Annotated in this window: 21 protein-coding genes; 12 read left to right on the top strand and 9 right to left on the bottom strand. The window is 71.7% G+C overall.

What is annotated here, in order from left to right; genetic code table 11:
- The first annotated feature begins 110 nt into the window (after positions 1–110).
- From ahpC to PVE36_RS14650, 4 genes are all read left to right on the top strand, one after another.
- Positions 111–677 carry an alkyl hydroperoxide reductase subunit C gene (ahpC, locus tag PVE36_RS14665; RefSeq protein ID WP_277453373.1) on the top strand — a complete coding sequence of 189 codons (567 nt, stop codon included), beginning with the start codon at positions 111–113 and terminating at the stop codon, positions 675–677.
- Positions 678–779: 102 nt separating this feature from the next.
- Positions 780–2,459, top strand: a complete 1,680-nt coding sequence (gene ahpF, locus PVE36_RS14660; protein WP_277453371.1) for an alkyl hydroperoxide reductase subunit F — start codon at positions 780–782, stop codon at positions 2,457–2,459.
- Between the two features lie 51 nt (positions 2,460–2,510).
- Positions 2,511–2,939: a cupin domain-containing protein gene (locus PVE36_RS14655; protein ID WP_277453370.1), complete on the top strand. Its 429-nt coding sequence runs from the start codon at positions 2,511–2,513 to the stop codon at positions 2,937–2,939.
- Positions 2,940–3,125: 186 nt separating this feature from the next.
- Positions 3,126–3,962, top strand: a complete 837-nt coding sequence (locus tag PVE36_RS14650; RefSeq protein WP_277453369.1) for an alpha/beta hydrolase — start codon at positions 3,126–3,128, stop codon at positions 3,960–3,962.
- 101 nt (positions 3,963–4,063) lie between these two features.
- Here the strand turns inward: PVE36_RS14650 and PVE36_RS14645 are convergent, their stop codons facing one another.
- Genes PVE36_RS14645 through PVE36_RS14635 form a run of 3 tightly spaced genes read right to left on the bottom strand, consistent with a single transcriptional unit; the run spans position 4,064 to position 7,473 of the window.
- The gene (locus PVE36_RS14645) at positions 4,064–6,751 is read right to left on the bottom strand and encodes a multicopper oxidase domain-containing protein (protein ID WP_277453367.1); all 2,688 of its coding nucleotides are present in this window, start codon (positions 6,749–6,751) and stop codon (positions 4,064–4,066) included.
- Positions 6,748–7,209, bottom strand: a complete 462-nt coding sequence (locus tag PVE36_RS14640) for a hemerythrin domain-containing protein (protein WP_277453364.1) — start codon at positions 7,207–7,209, stop codon at positions 6,748–6,750. Before PVE36_RS14640 ends, PVE36_RS14645 begins: the two co-directional genes overlap by 4 nt.
- 6 nt (positions 7,210–7,215) lie before the next feature.
- A complete protein-coding gene (locus tag PVE36_RS14635) occupies positions 7,216–7,473 on the bottom strand; it encodes a DUF2249 domain-containing protein (protein ID WP_277453363.1) in 258 nt (85 codons plus the stop codon).
- 77 nt (positions 7,474–7,550) lie between these two features.
- On the opposite strand from PVE36_RS14635, the gene PVE36_RS14630 reads away from it, so the two are divergent.
- The 6 genes from PVE36_RS14630 (at position 7,551) to PVE36_RS14605 (ending at position 14,460) form a co-directional block, all read left to right on the top strand.
- Positions 7,551–8,210 carry a helix-turn-helix domain-containing protein gene (locus tag PVE36_RS14630; protein ID WP_277453362.1) on the top strand — a complete coding sequence of 220 codons (660 nt, stop codon included), beginning with the start codon at positions 7,551–7,553 and terminating at the stop codon, positions 8,208–8,210.
- Positions 8,211–8,304: 94 nt separating this feature from the next.
- Positions 8,305–9,888, top strand: a complete 1,584-nt coding sequence (locus PVE36_RS14625) for an NAD(P)/FAD-dependent oxidoreductase (protein WP_277453361.1) — start codon at positions 8,305–8,307, stop codon at positions 9,886–9,888.
- Complete coding sequence (locus PVE36_RS14620) at positions 9,885–10,736, top strand: SDR family NAD(P)-dependent oxidoreductase (protein ID WP_277453359.1); 852 nt, start codon at positions 9,885–9,887, stop codon at positions 10,734–10,736. Before PVE36_RS14625 ends, PVE36_RS14620 begins: the two co-directional genes overlap by 4 nt.
- Positions 10,737–10,832: 96 nt before the next feature.
- Positions 10,833–11,840 carry a nitronate monooxygenase family protein gene (locus PVE36_RS14615; RefSeq protein ID WP_277453357.1) on the top strand — a complete coding sequence of 336 codons (1,008 nt, stop codon included), beginning with the start codon at positions 10,833–10,835 and terminating at the stop codon, positions 11,838–11,840.
- A gap of 239 nt (positions 11,841–12,079) precedes the next feature.
- Positions 12,080–12,913 (top strand): aldo/keto reductase, encoded by an 834-nt coding sequence (locus PVE36_RS14610; protein WP_277453356.1) that lies wholly within the window; start codon positions 12,080–12,082, stop codon positions 12,911–12,913.
- A complete protein-coding gene (locus PVE36_RS14605; protein WP_277453355.1) occupies positions 12,910–14,460 on the top strand; it encodes a class I adenylate-forming enzyme family protein in 1,551 nt (516 codons plus the stop codon). The genes PVE36_RS14610 and PVE36_RS14605 overlap by 4 nt, the downstream gene beginning before the upstream one ends.
- 59 nt (positions 14,461–14,519) lie before the next feature.
- Here the strand turns inward: PVE36_RS14605 and PVE36_RS14600 are convergent, their stop codons facing one another.
- Entirely contained in the window at positions 14,520–14,840 is a 321-nt protein-coding gene (locus PVE36_RS14600; RefSeq protein ID WP_277453352.1) for a cytochrome P450, read from the bottom strand.
- Between the two features lie 2 nt (positions 14,841–14,842).
- Positions 14,843–16,018, bottom strand: coding sequence for a cytochrome P450 (locus tag PVE36_RS14595; protein ID WP_277453351.1), 1,176 nt, complete (start codon positions 16,016–16,018; stop codon positions 14,843–14,845).
- Between the two features lie 114 nt (positions 16,019–16,132).
- On the opposite strand from PVE36_RS14595, the gene PVE36_RS14590 reads away from it, so the two are divergent.
- Positions 16,133–16,423: a hypothetical protein gene (locus tag PVE36_RS14590; RefSeq protein WP_277453350.1), complete on the top strand. Its 291-nt coding sequence runs from the start codon at positions 16,133–16,135 to the stop codon at positions 16,421–16,423.
- A 77-nt stretch (positions 16,424–16,500) separates the two neighbouring features.
- Here PVE36_RS14590 and PVE36_RS14585 read toward each other — a convergent pair whose 3' ends face one another.
- Positions 16,501–18,612 (bottom strand): NAD(+) synthase, encoded by a 2,112-nt coding sequence (locus PVE36_RS14585; protein ID WP_277453348.1) that lies wholly within the window; start codon positions 18,610–18,612, stop codon positions 16,501–16,503.
- A gap of 188 nt (positions 18,613–18,800) precedes the next feature.
- Here PVE36_RS14585 and PVE36_RS14580 point away from each other — a divergent pair, with 188 nt between their 5' ends.
- Positions 18,801–19,535, top strand: a complete 735-nt coding sequence (locus tag PVE36_RS14580; RefSeq protein ID WP_277453346.1) for an N-acetyltransferase — start codon at positions 18,801–18,803, stop codon at positions 19,533–19,535.
- Between the two features lie 43 nt (positions 19,536–19,578).
- Here the strand turns inward: PVE36_RS14580 and PVE36_RS14575 are convergent, their stop codons facing one another.
- From PVE36_RS14575 to PVE36_RS14565, 3 genes are all read right to left on the bottom strand, one after another.
- Positions 19,579–20,964: an FAD-dependent oxidoreductase gene (locus tag PVE36_RS14575; RefSeq protein WP_277453345.1), complete on the bottom strand. Its 1,386-nt coding sequence runs from the start codon at positions 20,962–20,964 to the stop codon at positions 19,579–19,581.
- A 101-nt stretch (positions 20,965–21,065) separates the two neighbouring features.
- Positions 21,066–21,950: a hypothetical protein gene (locus tag PVE36_RS14570; protein WP_277453344.1), complete on the bottom strand. Its 885-nt coding sequence runs from the start codon at positions 21,948–21,950 to the stop codon at positions 21,066–21,068.
- A complete protein-coding gene (locus PVE36_RS14565; RefSeq protein WP_277453342.1) occupies positions 21,947–23,629 on the bottom strand; it encodes an FAD-dependent oxidoreductase in 1,683 nt (560 codons plus the stop codon). The genes PVE36_RS14570 and PVE36_RS14565 overlap by 4 nt, the downstream gene beginning before the upstream one ends.
- Positions 23,630–23,658: the final 29 nt, after the last annotated feature.

Below are 23,658 nucleotides of genomic sequence, written 5' to 3'. Positions count from 1 at the left end.
GTCCCCCCACATCTCGATTAGTCTGGAGTCATTCCAGAACACGAGGTTCTCCAGAGAGAACGCGTGGACGGAACCCGAGAACCCGAGAGATGCACACAGGAGACCAACGCATGTCGCTCATCAACACCCAGATCCAGCCCTTCGAGGCCACCGGCTACATCAACGGTGAGTTCAAGGACTTCTCCGACAAGGACATCGCCGGCAAGTGGGCGATCTTCTTCTTCTACCCGGCCGACTTCACCTTCGTCTGCCCGACGGAGCTCGAGGACCTGGCCGCCGAGTACGACAGCGAGCTGAAGGACTTGGGCGTCGAGGTCTTCTCCGTCTCGACCGACACGCACTTCACGCACAAGGCGTGGCACGAGACCTCCGACGCGGTCGGCAAGGTCACCTACCCGATGCTCGGCGACCCGACCGCGACGATCTCGCGCAACTTCGACATCCTGCGTGAGGACGAGGGCCTGGCCAACCGTGGCACCTTCCTCGTCGACCCGGACGGCGTCATCCAGTTCATGGAGATCACCGCCGAGGGCATCGGCCGCAACGCCAAGGAGCTCGTGCGCAAGGTCAAGGCCGCGCAGTACGTGCGCAACAACCCGGGCGAGGTCTGCCCGGCCAAGTGGGAAGAGGGCGCCGACACGCTCGCCCCGAGCCTGGACCTCGTCGGCAAGATCTGATCGACCTGACGCATCTCGGATGAGGGGTGGCGCGCCACCGCGCGCCACCCCTCGCCCACACCCCCCCGCACGCCCCCTTCGTCCTACAGGAGTCGCAGCACCATGGCCCTCGATCCGAACCTCGCCACCCAGCTCAAGGCCTACCTCGAGAACCTCCGCGAGCCGATCGAGCTCGTCGCGACCCTCGACGACGGCGCCAAGTCCACGGAGCTCGACGAGCTGCTCGTCGAGATCGAGGGCATGAGCGACAAGATCACCCGCCGTCTCGCCGAGGGTGCCGAGCGCAACGAGCGCGTCCCCTCCTTCGCGATCACCCGCGCCGGCTCCCCGGACGTGTCCGTGCGCTTCGCCGGCATCCCGATGGGTCACGAGTTCACCTCGCTGGTCCTCGCGCTGCTGCAGGTCGGTGGCCACCCGAGCAAGGCCTCGCAGGACGTCCTCGAGCAGATCGGTTCCCTGCAGGGTGAGCACACGTTCGAGACCTTCTTCTCGCTCAGCTGCCAGAACTGCCCGGACGTCGTCCAGGCCCTCAATCTCATGAGCGTGCTCAACCCCAACATCACGCACGTCGCGATCGACGGTGCGGTCTTCCCGACCGAGGCCGAGGACCGCGGCGTCCTCGCGGTCCCCACCGTCTTCCGCAACGGTGAGCTCTTCGGCTCCGGCCGGATGGAGCTCGCCGAGATCGTCGGCAAGGTCGACGAGCTGTCCGGTGGCGACGCCGCCGCGCGTGCCGCCGAGGAGCTCAGCTCCCGTGACCCCTATGACGTCCTCGTCGTCGGTGGCGGTCCTGCCGGTGCCTCCGCCGCGATCTACGCCGCGCGCAAGGGCATCCGCACCGGGCTCGTCGCCGACCGGGTCGGCGGCCAGGTCCTCGACACCATGTCGATCGAGAACCTCGTGTCCGTCCCGCACACCGAGGGCCCGAAGCTTGCGGCCGACCTCGAGCGCCACATGTCCGAGTACGACATCGATCTCGTGCGCAGCCAGCAGGCGGCCGGCCTCAGCGAGGGGGAGAACGGCCTGACCGTGCTCGACCTCGCCAACGGCGCGGCCCTGTCCGGCAAGACCGTCGTCCTGGCCACCGGTGCCCGCTGGCGGACCATGGGTGTCCCCGGCGAGGAGGAGTACCGCAACAAGGGCGTCACCTTCTGCCCCCACTGCGACGGCCCCCTCTTCAAGGGCAAGGACGTCGCCGTCATCGGCGGCGGCAACTCCGGCGTCGAGGCCGCGATCGACCTCGCCGGCGTCGTCGGTCACGTGACACTCATCGAGTTCCTCGACGAGATGCGCGCCGACGAGGTGCTCCAGCGCAAGCTGCGCTCGCTGCCCAACGTCGACGTCCGCCTCGGCACCAAGACCACCGAGGTCATCGGTGACGGCGCCAAGGTCACCGGCATCGCGGTCGAGCCGCGCGAGGGTGGCGAGACCGAGCAGCTCGACGTCGAGGGTGTCTTCGTCCAGATCGGTCTGCTCCCCAACACCGAGTGGCTCGGTGACGCGGTCGAGCTGAGCGAGCGCGGCGAGATCGTCATCGACGGCGTCGGCAGGACGAACCTCCCGGGCGTCTTCGCCGCCGGCGACTGCACGACCGAGCCGTACAAGCAGATCGTGAGCGCGCTCGGTGCCGGATCCACCGCATCACTGAGCGCCTTCGACCACCTGATCCGCACCAGCGCACCCTCGGACGAGGCCGCGATGGCCGCGACGAAGGTGGCCGACGGGCCGATCGAGGCCGGGGACCAGATCGACGTTCCCGACTCGGTGGGCGCCTCCGCCTGAGCCGGACGGCTACTGTCGGTTCGACCCCCTTCGCACACAAGGAGACCCGCCATGAGCGAGCAGATCGACCTGTCCGACCACGGTCCCGCGCCCTACGTCGTCAACATCGAGGACGCGACGCTGCAGAACTCCAACTACCGCTCCACCCTGTGGACCGGGAAGTACATGCAGCTGACCGTCATGGCCATCGCGCCCGGCGACGACATCGGCCTGGAGGTCCACGAGGACCACGACCAGTTCCTGCGCATCGAGGAGGGCCGCGGTCGTGCCCAGCTCGGTCCGGCTGAGGACGACCTGTCCTTCGACCGCGAGGTCGGCGACGACGACATCGTCATGGTCCCCGCCGGCCAGTGGCACAACATCACCAACATCGGTGACGTCCCGCTGAAGGTGTACTCGCTCTACTCCCCGCCGGAGCACGTCCACGGCACGGTCCACGCGACCAAGGCCGACCAGGACGCGGACCCGACGGAGGACTGACGACCCTCGCGCGTCACCGACGCGCGCAGCGCACGCACGCCCTTGGCGCTCGGCCCGGACGCCTTCGAGGTCATCGCACCTCGTCGCGCGGTCCGGGCCGAGGCCTGAGCCGGGCGCACCTGCGCTGTGCGCGCCGGCCCGGGATCCCGTGGCGCCCCGACGTGACTTCCGAGTAACCTCGACGTCATGAAGAGCACCATCGAGTTCACGCACCTGCCCGGGCCCGGCGAGCCCGTCGTCCTCATCCACGGGATCGGCCACCGGCGCCAGGCGTGGGGTGAGGTGCCGCGGCTGCTCAATGACCGCGGGTACGACGTGTACGTCGTCGACCTGCCGGGCCACGGGACCTCGCCGACGCCCACCCGGCCGGACGGCTACACGATGCGCAGCACCGCCGAGCAGCTCGAGCGGCTCTTCGCCTCGCTCGGGGTCGACCGGCCGCACGTCGTCGGCAACTCCCTCGGTGGGGCCGTCGCGCTCGAGCTCGCCCACGCCGGTGCGGCGCGCACGGCCACCGTGCTCTCCCCGGCGGGCTTCTTCCCCGTGCACCACCTGCCCAACATCGCGGTGAACCTGCTCTTCATGAAGCTCGGCAGCTACCTCCCCGAGGCGGTGCACCGCTCGCTGGTCGGCCACGAGTGGTTCCGCAGGATCGCCTTCCGCTCGCTCTACACCCACCCCGAGACCATCACGGTCGAGGCGGGGGTGGGCGACACCCTCAACCTGCGTCGGTCGAAGGGGTTCTGGCCGCACTTCGTCCGGGCGACGTTCCTGCGCTTCACCAAGGACGTGCAGGTCCCGACGACGGTCGCCTGGGGTGACACCGACCGGCTGCTGCTGCCGTCCGAGGCGCACACCGCTCGGCGTCGGCTGCCCGGCGCCACGCACGTGACCCTGCCGGACAGCGGCCACTGCCCGCAGCACGACCACCCGGAGCTGGTCGTCGACGTCGTGTCGGCGACGATCAATCGGGTCTCGAGCGGGGCGATGGAGTCCGCCGCAACGCAGCGCCCGGCCGGCTGACACGCCGGCATCGAAGCAGGACGCGGAAATCGATTCCGGACGCGGCAATACCCACGTCCGGAGTCGATTTCCGCGTCCCGGGTTGCTCGTAGGCGCCCGGCTCAGCGCACGCGGACGACGCCGTGCGCGCCCTTCTCCGCGGCGCTCATCACGTGGTTGACGAAGGGGTAGTGCCCCGGCTCCGGGAAACTCAGCTCGACGAATCCGCCCTGGCCCGGCAGCAGCCCCAGCGCCTGTGACCCGGTGCTCGGCCCGCCCACCTCGTCCGGTCCGCCGAGGGTGTAGGCGCCCTCCCGCCACACGGTGTCGAACTGGCCACCGACGACGTGGAAGGACAGCGGACCGTTCGGTCCCGCGTCGAGCACCCAGAAGCGGACGCGCTCACCGACCTTCGCCGTCAGCTGGTCCGCGTCGTACTGGAAGGCGCTCCCGTTGAAGGTCGTGGCGGCCGGCGTCCCGTCCGCGGTGTCGCCGTAGATCTCGGACGCGGTGAGCACGTAGGAGCGGTCCACCTCGGGCAGGTCCGGGGGCTCGATGACCACCGCGCCGTGCATGCCCTTGGTGATGTGCGTCGACATCGGCATCGTCGAGCAGTGGTACATCCAGATCCCCGCGCGCTCGGCGGTGAAGGTGTACGTCAGCTCCTCACCGGGGGCGATCGTGCGCATGGGGCGGTCAGGGGCCAGTGCCCCCGCATGGAAGTCGATCGAGTGCCCGATGCTGCCGTCGTTGACGAGCGTGATGACGAACCTGTCGCCGACCCGACCGTGCAGCACCGGCCCGGGCGCGGTGTCCCCGAAGGTCCAGCGCGTCTGCGTGACCCCGGGCGCGACCTCCATCTCCACGTCCTGCACCCGCAGCGTCACCCGGTGGGTCGTCTCGTCGCCCAGGGGCGGCAGGGTGGCGTCGTAGGCCTCGTGGTCCTCGGGCCACTTCTCGCCCGGGTCCAGGGCGAGGGCGTCGTCACCGCTCGCCCCGCCGGGCATGCTGTGCGTGCCCGCACCCACGGACCCGCCCGTGGCGCCGGGCTCGGACGGGGCGTCGCCGGCGGTCGCGCCGCCGATGACGGCGATGTCGAAGGTCATCCCCATGGCCTTGTGGCCGGTGACGGTGCACCAGCCCTCCCGGTCGTCACCGACGATGCCGACGTCGAGGGTGGCGCTCTCCCCCTTCGCCAGTCGGGGAGTGCTCGTCTCCTCGTCGAGGTGGAGGTCGTGGACGGTGCCGCCGTCCTCGTTGGTCAGCTCGATGACCAACCGGTCACCCGCCGGCACCTCGACACCGGAGGGGAGAAGGACATGTCCTCCTGGGCGACGACCTCGACCGTGGTGGTCTCGCCCGTCGGCGTGACGCTCGTCGCGGGTGCCGCGACCGCGCCGCTGCCACCGTCGAGCACAGGTTGGAGGGCGGGCCCGGCGGCCAGGGCGAGTGCCACGAGGGTGACGCCGGCCATGAGCTGCGTGCGGGGGAAGGGGGATCGAGCACCCGGGCGGCCTCGGACCGGCCCAGCTCGAGGTCACGGCGCGGGTGGGGGTCGAGGTCGCGGCCGCGCGCCGGGCGACGACCAGGCGCTTGACGGCAATGAGCATGATCGGGATGAACGCCGCCAGCCCGATGAGCACGAGGGTGGTCAGCACGACCCGGGTCCCGGACGGGACCGGCAGGAGCGACAGGGCGAGGGGCACGTTGATGATGACGATGCGGGTCATGCCCAGCCGGTCGAAGGCCTGGATCCCGACACGCACGACCTTCGGGCCGCCACCGATGACCGCGGGCACCAGGTGGCTGAGGGCGCCGCAGAGCACCTGCAGGCCGAATCCGACGATGAGTACCGCCGCCACCCGGCCGTACCCAGCGGTCATGGCGGTCATGTCGGGTGCGGTGGCGACGCGCCACGCGACCATCGCGATCCCCACGAGGAACCACACGGCACCGGCGGCGACCGACCAGGACGCGAAGTGCATCGGCGGCTTCGCCCGGGCGGGCGCGACGAGCGAGCGCCCTGTCCACAGCAGGGCGACCAGGTAGCCGAGGACGCCGGCGAGCAGCACCCAGCGCCACCCGACGAGGGCGCCGACGACGGCGACCGAGAGCCCCGCGACGAGGCCGGGGAGGGCCTGGGTGGCGCGCCGCTCGGCGGCCGGGTCCATGCGCACGCGCAGGATCGTCGGCCACAGCGTGATCAGGGTGCCGGCGACGGTGATGCCGACCCAGCCGAGGACGTTGACGAGGGAGTGCGCCAGCGTCATCCGCGCGTGCATCTCCTCGGAGTACCCGCGGGCCAGGAGCACGCCCAGGGTCGCGCCGACGGGCAGGAAGGCGGCCGAGGCGAGGTAGTGGTGCACGACGATCCGGAATCGTCCGGGGAGGGCGCCGCGCAGGCGCCGCACCAGCTGCCACCCGTGCCACACGACCGCGACGACGACGGCGCCCGCACCGGCGAGGGTGAGCCACCACCACGTGGTCGGGACGCCGACGAGCACCCCGATGACGCCGAGGTGGAGCAGGACGAGACGCCGGTTCTGGGTGGCGCGCACGTCGATGTCGGGGTCGTTCTTCAGCAGGCTTACCGTGAAGTGCGTGCTCCACACCATGATCGAGTGGGTGAGTGCGCCCAGCGCGACCATGTGCACCATCAGCCAGGTCGAGTCCGGGACGAAGGGGTGCACGGCCGCCGTGATGACGGCGGTGACCATCCATAGGAGGCCGGGATGGTCCCGCATCGCCCAGGCGCCCCCCTTCGGCCGGGCATTGGGTGCCGGCTGCGGCGAGGGGACGTGGGAGGTCATGACGAGCGGAGCGGGGAGACCGGGGAGGCGGCGGCGGTCAGCTCGTCGACCTCCTCCCACTCGGCACCGCCGAGAGTCGTCAGGGAGGCGGGGAAGAGGCCGTTCTCCTCGCGCTGGATGTGCGCACGCAGCTCGGTGTCGAACCGGGCGACCAGCTCGGTCTCACCGGCGCGGATGCGGGCGAGGAGGCCGTCGAGGTCCACGTGCTCGCCGCACAGGGCGTCGATGTGCTCGGTGAAGTCCTCGTCGCGGCGCAGCACGGCGAAGAGTCCGGCCTCCTCCGCGTCGGTGTGCGGATGGAGCAGGCGCTCGACGTCATCGACCAGCCCGGCGACCTCGTCGGTGCGGCCGGCGGCAACGGCGCGGCGCAGCAGGCCGGTCACGTTGACCAGCTCGTCGTGCTCGGTGCTGAAGCGACCGATGATGCCGATGGAGCGGCACCCGCAGTAGGAGCACATCGAGGGTCAGGACTCCCCTCGGGTCAGGCGCAGGGTCCACGCCTCGGGGCCCTGCTCGAGGTAGTCGACGGTCCACGTGTCGGGCTCGTGGCCGTCGATCTGACGCAGCAGCGGCTGGGGGTCGTGGGGCGCGACGAGGTCCAGGGAGCGGCCCGGCCGGATCGCCGAGAGCGCACCGATGACGGTGGCGTGACGGATCGAGCGGGGGATGGGCCGCACGTCGAGGGCGGGGATCTCCTCCACCATGGGCAGGTTCGTCGTCATGGTGCTTCCTTCGGCGTCGGCTCGGATCGGGGAAGGGGAGTTGCCCCGCCACCCCCCAAATTACTACATTAGGTCTCGTGGAAAATACAACCCTTGGGCCGGAGCCGGCGCCGGAGGCAGACCCGGGCGATCTCGGGGCCGCGGTGCGGCAGGTGCTCGAGGCCCTGCGCGCCGGTGGTCGACCCATGCGGGTCACCGAGATCGCCGCCAGCGTCGGCTCCCACGAGAACACCGTCCGCAGCCACCTCACCCAGCTGCTCGAGCGCTCCCTCGTCACCGCCGACACCGCACCCGCCGAGGGGCGCGGTCGTCCCGCGGTGCTGTACGAGGCCGGCCCGCGGCCGGGAGTGCGCGTGGACGAGTACCGCGCCCTTGCCGGCGCCTTCGCCGCCGACCTCGTCGCCAGCGAGGACAGCCCGCACGTGCGCGACCGGGCCCGGCGCATCGGCCGCGCCTGGGGTGCGCGGCTGGCCGCCCGCGGGACCACGGTGACCGAGCGGGAGCACCTCGACTCCACCCTCGCCGATCTGGGATTCGGGCCGGTCCGGGACGGCGCGACCGTGCGTCTGACGACCTGCCCGCTCCTCGACCTCGCGGTGGAGAACCCGGACGTCATCTGCCAGGTCCACCTCGGCCTCGTCGACGGGACCCTGGGTCGGGGCGACGGCGACGAGCCGGCCGAGCTGATCCCCTTCGCCGAGCCGGGGGCCTGCCTGCTGCGCGTGCCGGAGCGCTGAGCCCGCTCCCCTCCGGAGTCGACCGGACAGTGCTTTCCCTCGCGGTGTCGCGTATGTTACTCGTGAGGAACCCCAGTCGAACGGAAGGTCGAGGATGACCACGGAGCCCCGTACCCGCGAGCTGCCCGAGCGGGTCGACGTCCTCGTCGTCGGCGCCGGCCTGTCCGGGATCGGTGCAGCGCACCGCATCCGCGAGGCCAACCCCGACATCGAGCTCGCCCTCGTCGAGGCCCGCGGGGTGACCGGCGGGACGTGGGACCTCTTCCGCTACCCGGGGGTGCGCTCGGACTCGGACATGTTCACGCTGTCCTTCCCCTTCCGGCCGTGGACGGGCCGCAAGGCCATCGCCGACGGCGCGGACATCCTCGACTACATCCGCGAGACCGCCGAGGAGACGGGTGTCGCCGAGCTGGTGCACACCGGCTGCCGGGTCACTGCCGCGACCTGGTCGAGCGAGGAGCAGGAGTGGACGGTCGACCTCGAGACCACCGACGGCCCGCGGCAGGTGCGTGCCGGCTTCGTCCACCTCGGCAGCGGTTACTACGACTACGAGCAGACGCACGACCCGGGCTTCGCGGGTGTCGAGGACTTCGCCGGGCAGGTGGTCCACCCGCAGTTCTGGCCGCAGGGCCTCGACCACACCGGCAAGCGCGTCGTCGTCATCGGCTCCGGCGCCACGGCCGTCACCGTCGTGCCCGCGATGGCGGACACGGCCGCGCACGTGACGATGCTGCAGCGCACCCCCAGCTACGTCTTCGACCAGCCGTCGGTCGACCCCTTCGTCCAGCTGCTGCGCCGGCGCCTGGGTCCGAAGGCCGTCCAGTCCGCGACGCGGGTGAAGAACCTCGGTCTGCAGACCTTCCTCTACCAGCTCTCGCGGCGGAACCCGACGGCCGCCAAGAAGGTCGTCCAGGGCAACCTGCGTCGCTTCCTGCCCCAGGACGTCATCGACGAGCACTTCGACCCGCCGTACGACGTGTGGGACCAGCGCCTGTGCGCCGTGCCGGACGGCGACCTCTACGCGCAGATGCGCCGCGGGCGGGTCTCCGTCGTCACCGGGCACGTCGACCGCTTCGTCCCCGAGGGCATCCGCCTCACGGACGGACGGGTCGTCGAGGCCGACATCATCGTCACCGCGACCGGGCTGCTGATGAAGGCGCTCGGTGGGATCCGCTTCGTCGTCGACGGGCAGGAGGTCCCGCTGGCCCGACGCTTCGCCTACCGGGGCCTCATGCTCGCCGGCGTCCCCAACGTCACCATGACCGTCGGCTACGTCAACGCCTCGTGGACCCTGCGCGCGGACCTCGTGAGCCGCTACGTCGCCCGGCTCCTGCGGCACATGCGTGACCGCGGCCTCGGCGTGGCCGTGTCCGTCGCCCCCGACGGCATGACCGCCGGACCGATCCTCGACCTCACGTCCGGCTACGTGCAGCGGGTGATCTCCCAGTTCCCCAAGGTCGGCGACCGGGTGCCGTGGACGATGCCGCAGAACTACCTCAGGGACAAGATCGCCTTCCGTCGCGCGGACGTCACGCAGGACATGCACTTCGTGCCGACCGGGGCGAAGGGGGCCTCGCTGCCCGTCGGCGCGGAGGCCCCGGAGGAGCTGCCTCTGCCGGGCAGCTCGAGCAACGAGGACGCCTCCCCGGGCGACCGCGTGCCGGAGCCGGTCCGATGAAGCGGCCGGAGCTGGTCCTCCTCGGCGGGACCGCGGTCGTCACCGGCGCCGCCGGCGGCATGGGTGAGCACCTGGCGAAGGGGGTCGCCCGCCGGGGCGCGGACGTCGTCGTCATCGACCGCGACGGGACCGGTCTGGCCCGGGTGGTCGAGGAGATCGGCCGCGAGACCCCGGGCGCGACCGTGACGAGCCACGTCGTCGACCTCGCCGACCGGCCCGCGGCCGACGCGGTCATCGCCCGGGTGCGCGACGAGCACCCCGGTGTGACGATGCTCTTCAACAACGCCGGCGTGGCCCTCGGCGGGCGCTTCGGCGAGGTGGGCGCCGACGACTTCGACTGGCTGCTCGAGATCAACCTGCACGTGCCGATCCGCTTCACCCGGGCGCTGCTGCCGCTGATGCTCGCGAACGGCCAGGGGCAGGTCGTCAACCTCTCCAGTCTCTTCGGGCTCGTCGGCCCGCCCGGCCAGACGGCGTACTCCACGAGCAAGTACGGGCTGCGCGGCTTCAGCGAGTCACTGCGTTCGGAGCTGGAGGAGGAGGGCCACCCGGTCGGTGTCACCGTTGTCCACCCCGGCGGGATCCGGACCAACATCGCCGCCAATGCCCGCGTCGGAGCGGGGACGGATCCGGCGGAGGCCGCGCAGGGCAAGGCCGACTTCGCCAAGGTCCTGCGCTACCCGGCGGACAAGGCCGCCGAGGAGATCATCGAGGCCGCCGTGGCGCGTCGTCCGCGGGTGCTCGTGGGCAACGACGCCAAGGGTCTCGACGTCCTCGCCCGCGTCACCCCCGGCCGGTACTGGTCACTCATGGGGCGGGCCATGGCCCTGGCGGCGAAGCGGAGCTGACCCCCCCTCGTCCTGGACCCGACTCGCAAGAGCCTAAGCAGTTGCAGATGGTGGGGGTGGTCGAGGCGCCCCAGCGGGGGTGTGAACAATGGCCCCATGACCATGCCTACCCAGCTCCAGGGGCGTCTGCGCCTGCCCGTGATCTCCGCGCCGATGTTCCTCGGCTCCGGTACCGACCTCGTCATCGGCGCCTGCCGCGCCGGTGTGCTCGGGACCTTCCCCGCGCTCAACCTGCGCACGACCGAGGAGTTCGACGCCTGGTTGACCGAGATCGAGACCGCGTTGGCGGTGCCCGGTGGGTCCGACACGTCCGCCCGGCAGCCCGCCCCGTACGGCGTGAACTTCATCGTCCACCGCACGAACAAGCGCCTCGAGGCCGACCTGGCGAAGATCGTCGAGCACGAGGTGCCGGTCGTCATCACCAGCCTCGGCGCGGCCAAGGACGTCGTCGACGCGGTCCACTCCTACGGCGGGCTCGTCTTCCACGACGTCACCAACGCGAAGTTCGCGGCCAAGGCCGCCGAGGCCGGCGTCGACGGACTCATCCTCGTCACGGCCGGTGCCGGTGGGCACGCAGGCGGGATCAACCCCTTCGCACTCCTCCACGAGGTGCGCCGCGTCTGGGACGGGCCGCTCATCCTCGGTGGCGGGCTGAGCACCGGGCGCGACGTCCTCGCGGCGCAGGCCGCCGGCGCGGACCTGGCGTACATGGGCACGCGGTTCCTCGCGACGAAGGAGTCGATCGCCTCCGAGGAGTACCGCCAGATGCTCGTGCACTCCGGCGCCGAGGAGATCGTCTACACGCCCTCGATCAGCACCATCCCGGCGAACTTCCTGCGCCGCAGCATCATCGAGGCCGGCCTCGACCCGGACAACCTCCCCGCCCCGGACGCGGTCGACGTCTCGCACGTGACCAACCCGCACACCGAGGAGCCGCGCAGCACGAGCTCGACCGTCGCGCCCAAGGCGTGGCGGGACGTGTGGAGCGCCGGCCACTCCGTCGCCGGCATCACCGAGGTCCTCCCGGTGGCCCAGCTCGTCGACCAGCTCGAGGCCGAGTACCTCACGGCGAAGGGGGAGCTGCTCGCCCTCTTCGACGGCTGAGTCCTCTCCAGCCCGCAGCTGCTTAGGCTCCTGCAGGTGTGGTTCGCATCTGCTTAGGCTCCTGCGGGTGTGGTTCGCATCTGCTTAGGCTCCTGCGGGTGTGGTTCGCAACTGCTTAGGCTCCTGCAGGTGTGGTTCGCAACTGCTTAGGCTCCTGCGGGTGTGGTTCGCAACTGCTTAGGCTCCTGCGAGCGGAACACCCCTCGCGACGCGTTCGGCTCGTCCTCTACGTTGGGGACATGGCTGAGCTCCCCACTCGCACCCTCGGTGACGGCGTCTCCGTCCCGGTCGTCGGCTTCGGCACCTACCCCCTGCGCGGCGATGCCGGTGTCCGGGCCATGGTGGCCGCGCTCGAGGCCGGGTACCGCTTCCTCGACACGGCGGTGAACTACCGCAACGAGCGCGAGGTCGCCGAGGCCGTCCGGGCCAGCGGGGTCGAGCGGGGAGACGTCTTCATCCAGACGAAGATCCCCGGTCGTGACCACCGCAGCGCCGACAGCAGTCTGCGCACGACGCTGCAGGTGATGGACCTCGACTTCGTCGACAGCGCCCTGATCCACTGGCCCAACCCCTCGCAGGGCAACTTCGTGCGCGCATGGGAGCGCCTCGTCGAGGCGAAGGAGGAGGGCCTCGTCCGCTCGATCGGCGTGAGCAACTTCAAGCCCCACCACCTCGACGCGATCATCGAGGCCACCGGCGTCACGCCGGCCTCGAACCAGATCGAGCTGCACCCCTTCTTCCCCCAGGCCGAGCAGCGCGCCGACAACGAGCGCCGCGGCATCACCACCCAGTCGTGGGCGCCGATCGGTCGCGCGGGGGACCTCATGGCAGCCGAGCCGGTCGCGACCGCCGCGCGGGCCCACGGGGTCACGCCGGCCCAGGTCGTGCTGCGCTGGCACCTGCACCTGGACGCCCTGCCGCTGCCGAAGTCCGCCGACCCGCAGCGCCAGGCGAGCAACCTCGAGGTGCTGGGCTTCGACCTCTCCGACGGGGAGGTCGAGGCGATCACCGCGCTCGGCCGCCCCGACGGCCGTCTCTTCGACGCGGACCCGGACACCCACGAGGAGATGTGAGCCGCTGGCCCGTCGAGCCGACCGAGGGAGAGGCGACGCCCGCCCCCTTCGGCATGTCGCAGTACTGCGTCGCCGACCCGGCGGCGCGCGCCCCCGACCGGCGGGCGCTCGTCGTCGTCCACTCCGAGCCCGGGGACGACTCGACCTGGACCTTCGCGCAGGTCGACGACGCGGTCCGGGCGGTCGCGGCCGGTCTGCTCGGTCTCGGCCTCGAGCGCGGTGACCGGGTGCTGCTGCGGATGGGCAACCGGTCGGACTTCCCCTTCGTCTTCTTCGGTGCCATCGCGGCCGGTCTCGTCGCCGTGCCGACGAGCGCCCAGCTGACGGGCGAGGAGGCCGCCGCACTGTTGACCGACAGCGGCGCGGCCGCGGTCGCCCTCGACGAGGACCTGCCGCTGACCGTGCCACCGCACGTCCCGACGGTCACCGCCCACACGATCGCCGAGTGGGTGGCGGGCGACGAGCGTGCCGAGCACGACGTCGGCCATCCCGACCGCGCCGCCTTCATCACCTACACCTCGGGCACCACCGGCAGGCCGAAGGGCGTCACCCACGCCCACCGCAGCGCGTGGGGGAGGCGCCCGATGTACCGCGGCTGGTACGGCCTGGCGGAGGGGGACGTCATGGTGCACGCGGGCGCGCTGAACTGGACGTACACCCTCGGCGTCGGCCTGACCGACCCCTGGGCCAACGCCGCCACGGCGGTCGTCCACGACGGCCCCCGAGACCGGCTGCTCTGGCCGCGGCTGGTCGAGGGGTACCGCGCGACGCACCTCGCGGCGGTGCCCGGCGTCTACCGGCACCTGCTGCGACACGGCGAGCCGGGAGAGTGGGACCTGTCCTCGCTCAGGGCGGCGCTCGTGGCCGGTGAGGCGCTCCCGTCGCCGCTGTGGCGGGAGTGGACCGAGCGGACCGGGGTGCCGCTGTACGAGTCGCTGGGGATGAGCGAGGTCTCGACCTTCGTCTCGAGCGGGCCCGACGTGCCGGTGCGACCGGGCAGCCCCGGCCGCGCCCAGCCCGGGCGGCGCATCGCCGTGCTCGACCCGGACCGGCTCGACGAGCCGACCCCGCTGCCCGACGGCCGGGCCGGACGGCTGGCCGTCCACCGGGACGACCCGGGCGTGATGCTCGGGTACTGGCGCCGCCCGGAGGAGAACCTCGAGGTGATGCGCGGCGAGTGGTTCGTCACCAACGACCTCGCCTCGCTCGACGCCGACGGGTACCTGACCTACCACGGACGCTGCGACGACGTGGTCACCGCGATGGGCTACCGGATCTCACCGGTGGAGGTCGAGGACGCGCTCTCCGACGTCGAGGGAGTCGCCGAGGTCGCCGTCGCGCCCCTGGACGTCGGCGACGGCGTGACCCTCGTCTGCGCCTGGGTGGTGCCGACCTCGCCGACGGCTGATGAGGCGACGGTGCGGGAGCGGGTGCTCACCCGGGCGGGCGAGCGGCTGGCCGCCTACAAGCGCCCCCGCGAGGTGCGGGTCGTCGACGGCCTCCCTCGCACGGCCAACGGCAAGGTGATCCGGCGCGACCTGGGCTGAACCCAGGTGGAGGTGTACACGCCGACGAATGACCGGCGAGCCCACGTCCACCCCGCTCCTCAGCGCCGGACCAGCCCGACCCGGAAGCCCACGGGCATCAGCGTCAGCCGCTCGGTGATCGTCAGCTCGTAGTCCGGCTCGGGCACGAGATCGAAGCGGTGGAGCAGCTTCGCCAGGACGATCACCGCCTCGTGGAGGGCGAACTGGCGGCCGATGCAGGCGCGCTCGCCGGTGCCGAAGGGCTTGTACGCGTGGGCGGGGCGGGCGCGGTTGTGCTCCGGCAGGAAGCGGTCGGGGTCGAACCGCTCCGGATCCGGCCACACGTCGGGGTCGCGGTGCAGCTGGGGGAGGAAGACGAGCACCGAGTCCTCCGGCGTCATCGTCAGGCCGCCGGGTACGCCGGCCGAGCCGTCCGCCCCGATGACGTCGTCTCCCGCGGGGACCGTGCGAAGCCGGGCGCCGTCGGCCACAGCCGCAGTGTCTCGTCGACCACGCGGCGCAGGTAGCGCAGCTTGGGCACCTGCTCGAAGGTCGGCGTCGCCGTCGGGTCCGTCCCCAGCACGTCGTCGAGCTCGGCGCGCGCCCGGGCGAGCACCTCCGGCTCGCGGGTGAGGTGGTACAGCGCGAAGGAGAGGGCGCCGGAGGTGGTCTCGTGGCCGGCGACGAGGAGGGTGAGGACCTGGTGGCGGACGTTCTGCGCCTCGAGCTTCGTCCCGGCGTCGTCGACGGGCACGTCCATCATCCGGCCGAGCAGGTCGTCGACTTGCTCGCCGCTCGCCTCGCGCTCGGCGACGATCCGCCGCAGGAGGTCGTCGATGTAGCGGTGCCGGTCGAGGGCCCGGCGGTCGTGCCGGCGCACGAGGCGCCGACCGACGAGCGGGAGCGAGGCGAGGTTGGACCGGCCGGCCGCGTAGGACATGGAGGCCACGAAGGTCGTGACGAAGGGGTCGACCTCCTCGGTCTCGAAGCTGCGGAAGGTGTGGCTGAAGGCCGCGCGCGCGATGGACTCGAGGGTGAGCTTGGTCAGCCACGGGGAGACCTCGACGCTGCGCCCGGCGCCCGCGGCCTCGTCCCACACGTCGATGAGCTCATCGGTCGTCTCGACCATGACGTCGTGGTAGCGCCGCATCGCCGGCTTGGCGAAGGCCGGGAGAAGCAGGTTGTGCGCCAGACGCCAGTTCGGCTCGTCGGTGTGGGCGGTGAAGAGCCCGTCCTCGACGAACATCCGCAGGTCGTGCACCCCGGGGGCGAGGGCCTTGACGAAGCGGGTGTCGTCGCAGAGCTCGCCGGCGAGGTCGACGCCGGCGACGAAGACGAACTTGCGGCCCAGGGCGAGCAGCTCGTAGATCGGCCCGAGGTCCCGCGCGAAGGTGAGCATGTTCTGCACCGGCTTCGTCGGGTCGTGGCCCTTGGCGAAGACGTCCCCGACGACGGGTCGGCGTCCCGGCAGGTGGGGGAAGGTGTGTCCGGCCCATCCCATCCCGGTGCCCGGTGGGTGCGTCCTGACGGTGTCCCGCGAGCCTGCGGTGGCCCGTCGCCACCGGGTGGACACGGCCATCGGGGCCACCTTTCGTCAGATGTAGTGAGGTGCTTCACCGTAGCCGCGCAGCGACCCCGGGTCCATGGCGGCGGGTCGTGGCCGGGGGCGACAGGGACATGGGATGATGGCGCCATGAGCAAGCACCCCCGCCTTCCGCGCCCCCCGAAGGGCCCGCACTCAGTCGAAGAGCTCGGTCACGCGCAGAACCCCGCCTGGTGGACCGTGATGACCCTCGGGATCCTGTCGGGCGGCATCGCGACCCTGGCCGTCCTGCTGCTGAGCGCCGTCCTGGGGATCATCGCCGCCGTCCTCGCCGTGCTGGCCATCGTCGCCGGCATCGTGATGTCCAAGATTGGGTTGGGCAGCTACACCTTCGAGCAGGGCGACACGGCCGAGGGCAGCCCCTCGGTCGGCATCAAGTAGGCCCCGAGCACACGTACTCGTGACATGGCGGGTGGTGGTCGTCCCCCGGACGATGACCACCCGCCATCTCTCGTGCGTCAGGCCCGGGGGACCTCGTCCTCGATCTCGGCGAGCCAGCGGGCCCCGGAGACGTCGCTGGGCATGCGCCAGTCACCGCGCGGCGACAGCGACCCACCGGGCAGCACCTTCGGGCCGTTCGGCATCGCCGAGCGCTTGAACTGGTTGGCGAAGAAGCGCTCGACGAAGACGACGAGCCAGCGGCGGATCGTCGCGAGGTCGTACGCCCCGCGGTCCTCCTCGGGGACGGAGACGGGCCACGCCCCCTTCGCCGCATCGGACCATGCCTGCTCCGCGAGGAAGGCGATCTTGCTGGGCCGGTACCCGCGGCGCAGCACGTAGTAGAGCGTGAAGTCCTGCAGTGCGTAGGGGCCGATCTGGTCCTGGGTGGACTGCGGGCCCTCACCGGCCTGGCTGGGGACGAGCTCCGGGCTGATCTCGGTGCCGAGGACCGAGCGCAGCGTGTCGGAGACCTCCGGCAGCTGGTCGGAGTCGGCGACCCAGTGGACGAGCTGCTGCATGAGCGTCTTGGGCACGCCGCCGTTGACCCCGTAGTGGCTCATCTGGTCACCGACGCCGTACGTGCACCAGCCCAGGGCCAGCTCCGACAGGTCACCGGTGCCCAGCACGATCCCGCCGCGCTGGTTGGCGAGGCGGAAGAGGTAGTCGGTGCGCAGCCCGGCCTGGACGTTCTCGAAGGTCACGTCGTAGACCTCCTCGTCGTGCTCCGCGTCCGGGTCGAGCCCGAAGGGGTGCCCCATCTCGCGCAGCATCTGCGTGGCCGCGGGCCGGATGTCGATCTCCTCCGACGTGACGCCCAGCGTCTCCATGAGGTCGACCGCGTTGGTCTTGGTGCGGTCGCTCGTGCCGAAGCCGGGCATCGTGATGCCGATGATGTCGGTGCGCGGCCGCTCGAGCCGGTCCATCGCCTTGGCCGCGACGAGCAGGGCGTGGGTGGAGTCGAGGCCGCCGCTGACGCCGAGGATGATCTTCGGCTGCCAGCGTTCGCCGCCGATGGCGCGCAGGCGCTGCTCGAGGCCGGAGACCTGGATGTTGTACGCCTCGAAGCAGTCCTGCGCCAGCCGCGCCTCGTCGTCGGGGACGAAGGGGAAGCGGTCGACGTGCCGGCGCAGCCCGAGGTCGCCCGTCGGCGGGTTGATCTCGAGGTGCACCTCCCGCCAGGGGTGCGCGGCCGAACCGATGCCCAGGGCGACACCGTTGTCGTCGAAGCTGCCCTGCCGCAGCCGCTCCTGCCGCAGTCGGTCGACGTCCACGTCGACGACGGTCGCGCGGGGACCGGACGGGAAGCGCTCGGACTCACCGAGGAGGTCGCCCCCTTCGTAGACCATGGTCTGGCCGTCCCACGACAGGTCGGTGGTGGACTCGCCCTCGCTCGCGGCGGCGTAGAGGTAGGCGGCGTTGCACCGCGCCGATGCCGCGCGCGCCATCAGGTGGCGGTCGTCGGCCCGGGCGACGGTGATGGGGGAGGCGGAGAGGTTCAGCAGGACGGTCGCGCCGGCGAGGGCGGCCTCCTGGCTGGGCCCGACCGGGACCCACAGGTCCTCGCAGACCTCGGCGTGGACGACGAGGCCGGGCACGTCGTCGACGTGGGCGAGGACGTCGGTGCCGAAGGGGACGCCGTCGAGCAGGTCGGCGTCCTCGCCCCGGGCGAAGGTCGGCCGGAACCACTCGTCGACCATCCCGGCACCGGAGGCGAAGTGCCGCTTTTCGTAGAACTCGCGGTAGTTGGCGAGGTAGGACTTCGGGGTGATCCCGACGACCTCGCCGCGGTGGATGAGCACCGCGCAGTTGTAGAGCCGGTTGCGGTGGCGAAGGGGGGCACCCACCGCGACCAGCGGCATCAGGTCGGCGGTGGCCCGGGTGAGGTGGACGAGGGCGGCCTCGACGTCGCGCAGCAGCACGTCCTGCAGGTGGAGGTCGTCGATGGCGTACCCGCTCAGGCCCAGCTCGGGGAAGAGCGCGACCGCGACGCCGTCGTCGTGCAGCTGCCGGACCTGCTCCAGCGTGGCCTCGGCATTGGCGAAGGGGTCGGCCATCGTCACCGGCAGCGTGCACGCGGCCACCCGCGCGAAACCGTGGCGGTAGAGGTTGCGGAAGTCGAGATCCGTCATGCGGTGACCCTACCCACGGCAGCGCACTTCATCCCGAGCCCAAGCGGGTGCCCGCGCCACCCGATTATCGGGTCACCCGAGAAACCCCTGCTTCGCATGGGTATGAAACTCCGGCGAACCGGGGGGAAGTCATGCAGAGCGAGCGAAAACCGTTGGTAGGCCACGCCCCCTTCGTCTTGGATGTCCCCATGCAGACGTACTCCCTCGCCGAGCGCCCGGACCTCCTCGACGCCTTCTGGGCGATCCCGGGGGACTGGCCGGCGTTCATGCTCGAGGACCCGACCTCGCTCTTCGCGTACGAGGTCGCGATCGAGACCTTCCCGCAGCTGCACCTGGTGGTCCTCGACGGCGACGAGCCGGTGGCGCGGCTGCACGCGGTGCCGCTCGAGGCGGCCGTGGCGCACTTGCCGCCGCGCGGGTGGGACCACGCGATCCAGTACGCCGAGCGCATGGCGGCGAAGGGGGTCACCCCCGACCTCTCGACGGTGAGCCTGATCGAGGCGCGGGTCGCGCCGCAGCGGCGTGGTCAGGGGCTGAGCGGGCCGTTGCTCCTCGAGGCGCGCCAGCGCTTCGCCGAGCTGGGGACGCGTGACCTCGTCGGGCCCGTCAGGCCGACGCGCAAGGCGCTCGAACCGCGCACGCCCGCGGACGAGTACGCCCGCCGGGTGCGCGAGGACGGTCTGCCGGCCGACCCGTGGCTGCGGGTGCACGCGCGTCTGGGCGGCCGGATCATCGGTGTGGCGCCGCTGTCGATGGTCATCCCCGGCACGCTCGCGCAGTGGCGGGAGTGGACCGGGCTGCCCTTCGACACCGACGGTCTCGTCGATGTCGAAGGGGGTCTCTCGCCCGTCCACGTCGACGTCGCGAACAACCACGGGGTCTACATCGAGCCGAATGTCTGGGTGCACCACGACCTGCGGTGAGGTCGCTCGCTGAGCGGGCGTCCACACGGTCCGGTGCTTCGCGTCAGTCGCGAACGCCCCGCCGCGCCGACTCCAGGAGCGCTTCCCGGTCGTGCAGGGTGGTCCGGGGGCGGCCCTTCGACTCCCCGAGCGCGATCTCGGCGGCGTCGATCGCGTGCCATCCGTCGACGTCGACGTAGCGGACGCCGCGCTCCGACAGGTGGGTCGTCACCGCATCCGGATCGGGTTGGGCCGCACGCGGGAGCTGCGCCGCGTCGGCGAGGAGCGAGCGCACCGTCGCGGTGGCGTCCTTCTTGTTCGTCCCGATGATGCCGGTCGGTCCGCGCTTGATCCAGCCGGCGACGTACTCCCCGGGGACGACGGTCCCGTCGTCGACGACGCGGCCCTCGGCGTGGGGGACGACACCGCGGGCCTCGTCGAAGGGGACACCGGCCAGCGGCATCCCCTGGTACCCCACCGAGCGCACGACCAGGTCGGCGTCGATCGTCGTGTACTCACCGGTCCCGTGCAGTGAGCCGTCGGCGTCGAGCCGGGTGCGCTCGACACGGACCCCGGTGACCCTGTCCGGTCCGGTGATCTCGACCGGCTGGGAGAAGAAGCGCAGCCGGATCGTGCGGCGGCCCCGGGCCGGCGTCCTCGTGGACCACTCCTCCAAGACCTCCATGTTGCGCTCCCGGCGTCGCTCACCCTCGATGTCGGCCTCGCTGACCGGGTCGAGCGCGAGGTCGTGCGCATCGACGAGCACGTCGGCGTCGGCGAGCTCCCCGAGCTCCTTGAGCTCCTTGGTCGTGAAGGCGGCCTGGGCCGGGCCGCGGCGACCGAGCACGGTGATGCTCGTGATGCTGGTCGCCGCCAGCAGGTCGAGCACGTGCTGGGGCATGTCCGTGTGGTCGAGCTCGGGAGCGGTCTTACTCAGCACGCGCGTCACGTCGACGGCGACGTTGCCGACACCGATGACCACGGCGGACGTCGCCGCCGTGATCGCTGCCTCCACGCGCTCGCCCGCAGCGTCCGGGTGACCGCAGTACCAGTTGACGAGCTCCGTGGCGGAGATGGTGCCGTCGAGGTCCTCGCCCGGGATCTCCAGACGCTGGTCCGTCGCCGCGCCGTAGGTGAAGACGATCGCGTCGTAGAACCGGTGCAGCTCCTCGACGCTGATGTCCGTGCCGACCTCGACATTGGCCAGCAGCCGCACGGCAGGGTCGTCGAGCACGGTCTCGAGGGTGTTGCGCACCGAGCGCAGTGCCAGGTGGTCAGGGGCGACCCCGTAGCGGGCGAGCCCGAAGGGGGCCGGCAGCCGGTCGAAGACGTCGATGCTGACCTCGACCTCGTCGTGCCTGGTCAGGGCCTCGGCAGCGTAGAGCCCCGATGGTCCCGAGCCGATGATCGCCACCCGGAGCGGGCGGGTCGCGGATCCGTTGTCTGGCATAGGTGCTGCACCCTCCTCGAGCCAGTCTAGGAGGACGGTCGCGATCCGGGGCTCGTCCCGACGTGCCTCAGCGTTTCGAACGCACGGGGTCGGGCGGCGCCTCAGGTGGTGCGTGGCCCCGCTGTGGCCTCCGCCCCGACCGCGCCCCGACGGGCCAGGGCCAGGATCCAGATCGAGGCCAGGCCGATCGCGGCCAGGACCACGAGGAAGCAGGCTGCCTGCGCGCTCGGCCAGTCCAACGCATCGCCGTAGCGGACCAGGGCCACCGCCTGGAGCACCACGAACGTGACCCCGGTCAGGCCGAGCGGTCGCACCCAGCCGGCGTCGTCGATCAGGCCGGCGTGGCCGGCCGCCCAGCCGAGGCCGACCAGCCAGGCGCCGCCCGCCCGGGCGGTGAGGGGGGTGAAGGGCCAGGGCCACATCGCGGAGGCAGGATCAGGGGCCAGCAACAGTGCTGCCCCCGCCGCGAGCAGGACCACGGCCAGGACGGCCAGGAGCAGCCGCAGGCCGGTCGGGAGCGGCCGTCGCACCCTGGTGGGCAGTTGGGTGGCCGTCCTGCGCGCCGCCGCCTGCAGTCCGGCGGCGATCACCATCGCCACGGGGACGACGGCGTAGATCGCGAGCCAGCCCCACGTCACGAGCTGGGCGCTCGTGGGGTGCTCGTCGCCGAGGTGGAAGCGGTCGAGGTGGACGAGCGTCACCACCAGGGTCAGCGTGGTGAAGATCAGGACCGTCCAGACCGTCAGCCGTGCGCGGCCCCATCCGGGAGACCGGGCGCCGGCGACCTCCAGCACCGCGCTGGACCAGTAGGCCCCGCCGAGGAAGACCGCGGTCATCGGCGGCTCGACGGTCCAGGCGAACCAGTCGGCCGTCCGCAGGGGGAAGACGTAGAGCTGGAGGCCTGCGAGGAACACCAGCACCGCGGCCACCACCAGGATCGCCCGCATCGGGCGGGTGACCTCGACGTCGTGGTCGGTGCGTCTCATGGCCGCGGATGGGCCGCTAGGTGGCCGTGGACGAGGGCGATCACGGTCGCGCCGTCGCCCACGGCCGTGGCGACGCGCTTGATCGAGCCGGCCCGGACGTCACCCACCGCGAAGACGCCGGACATGCTCGTCTCGAGGGGCAGCGGGGGCTCGCCGCGGGCAGCACCCTCCGCAGCCAGGGTGTCCGGACCGGTACGCACGAAGCCGGCCTCGTCGCGCAGCAGCTCGTCGGGCAGCCACGACGTGCGCGGCATCGACCCGATCAGGATGAACAGGCCGCCGGCCGGCAGGTCCTCCCCTTCACCCCCGTGCGGGTCGCCCACGGTCAGCCCGGCCAGGCACCCCTCGGCCGTCCATCCTCCACGCACGCTCGCTCGATAGCGGATGGTGACGTTCTCAGTCTCCTCGAGCTGACCGATCAGGTAGTCCGACATGCTCGCTGCCAGGGACGGGCCGCGCACCAGCAGTGTCACCCGCGCGGCATACCGGGCGAGGTGCAGGGCAGCCTGCCCCGCGGAGTTGCCACCGCCGACGACGTACACCTCCTGACCCGTCATCGACGGCGCCTCGGCGACCGCGGCCCCGTAGTAGACACCGCGGCCGATCAGAGCCTCCAGCTCGGGCACGTCCAGTCGGCGGTAGTCGACGCCGGTGGCGATGACGACGGTGCGCCCGCGGGCCCGGCTGCCGTCGGACATCGACACCGTCAGGACGTCGCCATCGGTCTCGAGGGCCACGACCTGGCGCATGAAGGAGTACTCGGTGCCAAAGGCCCACGCCTGCTGGAAGGAGCGGTAGGCGAGGTGCGCGCCGCTCACGCCGCGCGAGAAGCCGGGGTAGTTGCGGATGAGTGAGCTGGTGGCGGCCTGGCCACCGACCGCCTGCTGCTCGATGACGAGCGTCGAGAGACCCTCGGACGATGAGTAGACGGCGGCCGCGAGGCCGGAGGGCCCCGCGCCGACGACCACCACGTCGTAGAGGTGGTCGGCGGACACCGGCTGGACGAGCCCGAACGCGTCCGCGATCTCCAGGTCGGTCGGGTCGACCAGGGTCGTCGGCGGCGAGGTGAAGGTCAGCACCACCACCGGGAGTGCAGGGTCGTCGAGGCCGAGCCCGGCGAGCATCCGTTGGGTCGCCTCGGTGCCGACAGGGTGGAATGCGACCGGGATGTGGTTGCGGCCGAACGAGTCGCGAAGGGAGTGGGTCCGCTCATCGCGTTGCTCCCCGATCAGGCGCACGGCCTCGAAGCCGATGCCCTGCGCCAGGTGCCAGTCGTCGAGCGCGTCGGTGACGGCGCCGTGGAACTCCTCGTCGCGGGCGCGCTCGGGCCGCAGCAGCGAGAACTCGGCGTGCCCGTGCGAGATGGCCGAGAACACCGTAGAGGCGCTCGCGAAGTCACCCCAGATGACGGCGACGGCCCGCTTCGCGGACGGCTGGACGGCGTAGGCCCGCCGCAGGAAGGCCAGCCCCTCCCGGTCGTCCGGTCCGTAGCAGCCGATGACGAGGGCGACCTGGCGTCCCCAGCGTCGCAACCCCTCCAGGACCGCACTGGCGTGTGCGTAATCGGCGCAGACGACGACCTCGTAGTCCCCGCCGTAGCGCCGCCGCAGCTCGGCCCCGATGACCTCGCGCGTCACCGGGTCGGTGGTGGCGAGCAGCAGCACGGGGTCGTCGTCCATCGTGGCCTCCCTCGCCCCCTACGGAGAGA

This window comes from Janibacter sp. DB-40, assembly GCF_029510815.1.
Lineage (GTDB): Bacteria > Actinomycetota > Actinomycetes > Actinomycetales > Dermatophilaceae > Janibacter.
Note: the sequence above shows the minus strand (reverse complement) of the source record. Positions and strands in the feature narration are given on the sequence as shown.

What these genes read in the sequence shown, in the direction of transcription:
- ahpC (WP_277453373.1), top strand. Translation starts at nt 111, where the DNA reads ATGTCGCTCATCAACACCCAGATCCAGCCCTTCGAGGCCACCGGCTAC.
- ahpF (WP_277453371.1), top strand. Translation starts at nt 780, where the DNA reads ATGGCCCTCGATCCGAACCTCGCCACCCAGCTCAAGGCCTACCTCGAG.
- PVE36_RS14655 (WP_277453370.1), top strand. Translation starts at nt 2,511, where the DNA reads ATGAGCGAGCAGATCGACCTGTCCGACCACGGTCCCGCGCCCTACGTC.
- PVE36_RS14650 (WP_277453369.1), top strand. Translation starts at nt 3,126, where the DNA reads ATGAAGAGCACCATCGAGTTCACGCACCTGCCCGGGCCCGGCGAGCCC.
- PVE36_RS14645 (WP_277453367.1), bottom strand. Translation starts at nt 6,751, where the DNA reads ATGACCTCCCACGTCCCCTCGCCGCAGCCGGCACCCAATGCCCGGCCG.
- PVE36_RS14640 (WP_277453364.1), bottom strand. Translation starts at nt 7,209, where the DNA reads ATGTGCTCCTACTGCGGGTGCCGCTCCATCGGCATCATCGGTCGCTTC.
- PVE36_RS14635 (WP_277453363.1), bottom strand. Translation starts at nt 7,473, where the DNA reads ATGACGACGAACCTGCCCATGGTGGAGGAGATCCCCGCCCTCGACGTG.
- PVE36_RS14625 (WP_277453361.1), top strand. Translation starts at nt 8,305, where the DNA reads ATGACCACGGAGCCCCGTACCCGCGAGCTGCCCGAGCGGGTCGACGTC.
- PVE36_RS14620 (WP_277453359.1), top strand. Translation starts at nt 9,885, where the DNA reads ATGAAGCGGCCGGAGCTGGTCCTCCTCGGCGGGACCGCGGTCGTCACC.
- PVE36_RS14615 (WP_277453357.1), top strand. Translation starts at nt 10,833, where the DNA reads ATGACCATGCCTACCCAGCTCCAGGGGCGTCTGCGCCTGCCCGTGATC.
- PVE36_RS14610 (WP_277453356.1), top strand. Translation starts at nt 12,080, where the DNA reads ATGGCTGAGCTCCCCACTCGCACCCTCGGTGACGGCGTCTCCGTCCCG.
- PVE36_RS14600 (WP_277453352.1), bottom strand. Translation starts at nt 14,840, where the DNA reads ATGACGCCGGAGGACTCGGTGCTCGTCTTCCTCCCCCAGCTGCACCGC.
- PVE36_RS14595 (WP_277453351.1), bottom strand. Translation starts at nt 16,018, where the DNA reads ATGGCCGTGTCCACCCGGTGGCGACGGGCCACCGCAGGCTCGCGGGAC.
- PVE36_RS14590 (WP_277453350.1), top strand. Translation starts at nt 16,133, where the DNA reads ATGAGCAAGCACCCCCGCCTTCCGCGCCCCCCGAAGGGCCCGCACTCA.
- PVE36_RS14585 (WP_277453348.1), bottom strand. Translation starts at nt 18,612, where the DNA reads ATGACGGATCTCGACTTCCGCAACCTCTACCGCCACGGTTTCGCGCGG.
- PVE36_RS14580 (WP_277453346.1), top strand. Translation starts at nt 18,801, where the DNA reads ATGCAGACGTACTCCCTCGCCGAGCGCCCGGACCTCCTCGACGCCTTC.
- PVE36_RS14575 (WP_277453345.1), bottom strand. Translation starts at nt 20,964, where the DNA reads ATGCCAGACAACGGATCCGCGACCCGCCCGCTCCGGGTGGCGATCATC.
- PVE36_RS14570 (WP_277453344.1), bottom strand. Translation starts at nt 21,950, where the DNA reads ATGAGACGCACCGACCACGACGTCGAGGTCACCCGCCCGATGCGGGCG.
- PVE36_RS14565 (WP_277453342.1), bottom strand. Translation starts at nt 23,629, where the DNA reads ATGGACGACGACCCCGTGCTGCTGCTCGCCACCACCGACCCGGTGACG.